The organism is Microbacterium sp. LRZ72 (assembly GCF_033792225.1).
GTDB lineage: Bacteria > Actinomycetota > Actinomycetes > Actinomycetales > Microbacteriaceae > Microbacterium.
The window spans coordinates 1-1,852 of sequence record NZ_JANGEX010000032.1; the positions used below are offsets into that span (position 1 = coordinate 1).

The following is a 1,852-nucleotide window of genomic DNA, read 5'->3' on the forward strand; positions in this document are numbered from 1 at the left end:
CGCGGAAGTGTTCGAGGAGCAGCTACGCTCGCTCCAACAACCCGGTGTTGCAACGACCGGTTGAACCCAGGCAGTACACCTCCGACGAGTACGCGACACTCGCGAAGAACCTCCACGTGCGCCTGTCCGTGGGTCGCACGGGCGTGTGCTGGGACAACTCGGTGGCCGAATCATGGTTCTCGATGCTCAAGAACGAGATGTACTACCGGCAGAGCTTCGCCACCCGACGGCGGGCGAGGTTCGCGGTGATGCAGTACATCGAGGTGTTCTACAACCGCCGACGGCTGCACTCCACCCTCGGCTACCGCACCCCCGCCGAAGCCCGGGCCGACCACTACGCCCAGACCGCAGCCGCAGCCTGAAACCCACAAAGAGATAGTCTACGAAGCTTGACACAGCCCATCTGCCGTTGGCTTTCCGGTTCGCGGCGGGGAGTCCGCGTTCTTTCTCGCGTTCGCGGGCTCGTTTGTCTTCGATGTCGCAGATCGCCAGCCAGAGCAGCTTGACCGCGGCGTGGTCGTTGGGGAAGTGGCCGCGGGATTTGGTGACTTTGCGGAGTTGGTAGTTCAGCGACTCGATGCTGTTGGTTGTATAGATCACCCGCCGCAGCTCCGGCGGGAACGCCAGGAACGGCGTGAACCGGTCCCACGCCTCGGTGAAGGTCTTCACCGCTGACGGGTAGCGTCGGCCCAGGTCGGAGTCGCTGAACGCGTCGAGCGCTTCGAGCGCGGCGTCCTCGTTCGGGGCCTGGTAGATCGGTTTCAGCGCCGCGGCGACGGCCTTCCGGTCTGCGTAGCTGACGAACCGCATGCTCGCCCGGATCAGGTGGACCACGCACGTTTGCACGGTCGCTTCGGGCCAGGTCGCCGCAACCGCATCGGGAAACCCGGTGAGGCCGTCGCAGCAGACGACGAGGACGTCGCGGACGCCGCGGTTGGCGAGCTCAGCGCACACGGATGCCCAGAATTTCGCGCCCTCGGTGGCCTGCACCCAGATCCCGAGGACGTGTTTGATACCGTCCATGTCGACGCCGACGGCGATATGCGCGGCCTTGTTGCGGACGTGACCGCCGTCACGGATCTTCACGATGATCGCATCGAGATAGATCACCGGATACAGCGCCTCCAACGGTCGATGCTGCCAGGCGAGGACCTCCTCGGCGACCTGATCGGTGATCTTCGAGATCGTCTCGTGCGACAACTCGGTCCCGATCGTGGAAGCGAGGTGATGCTGGATATCGCGGATCGTCATCCCGCCGGCATAGAGCGAGATGATCATCCCATCCAGCCCATCCAACCGGCGTGAGCCCTTCCGGACCAGCATCGGGGAGAACGACCCCTTCCGGTCCCGCGGGACCGCGAGATCGATCTCGCCGATCTCGGTCGACACCGTCTTCGACGACGTCCCGTTCCGGGAGTTCTCATACAGCGACGCTTCCGCGTCGCCACGCTCGTAGCCGACGTGCTCGGTCAGTTCCGCATCCAGCCCCCGCTCCAGCGCGGCCTTGAGCATCCCCCCGAGCAGCCCCTGCTCCCCGGTCAACGGCTCGCCCGCATCGATCTTCGCGAAGATCTCATCCAACGCGCCCGACGCCTTCAACCGGTCAGCGATCTCCTTCTGCCGCCGTCGACGCTCCTCGCGCTCCGGACTGATAGCCATGGTCTCCATACTGTGCTCCTTCGAGATGAACCTCACCCCTTACACAGAACATCTGACACCCCCCGGGCCGGTCGAAGCAGGCCTTCAAGCAGTGGCTCGCTGCCCGCCCGCAGGCGTGGCGCGACGGGGTCGAGGTCGTCGCGATGGACGGGTTCTCCGGGTTCAAGACCGCCGCTGCCGAAGAGCTCCCCGA

3 pseudogenes are annotated in these 1,852 nt (G+C 65.0%); 2 read left to right on the plus strand and 1 reads right to left on the minus strand.

The window, feature by feature from the left end:
* Positions 1-74 precede the first annotated feature (74 nt).
* A pseudogene (locus M4I32_RS15090) lies at positions 75-362 on the plus strand (integrase core domain-containing protein); the annotation flags it as partial.
* A gap of 40 nt (positions 363-402) precedes the next feature.
* Here the strand turns inward: M4I32_RS15090 and M4I32_RS15095 are convergent.
* A pseudogene (locus tag M4I32_RS15095) lies at positions 403-1,659 on the minus strand (IS256 family transposase); the annotation flags it as partial.
* A gap of 65 nt (positions 1,660-1,724) precedes the next feature.
* Here M4I32_RS15095 and M4I32_RS15100 point away from each other — a divergent pair.
* Positions 1,725-1,852 (plus strand): annotated as a pseudogene (locus M4I32_RS15100) (transposase); the annotation flags it as partial.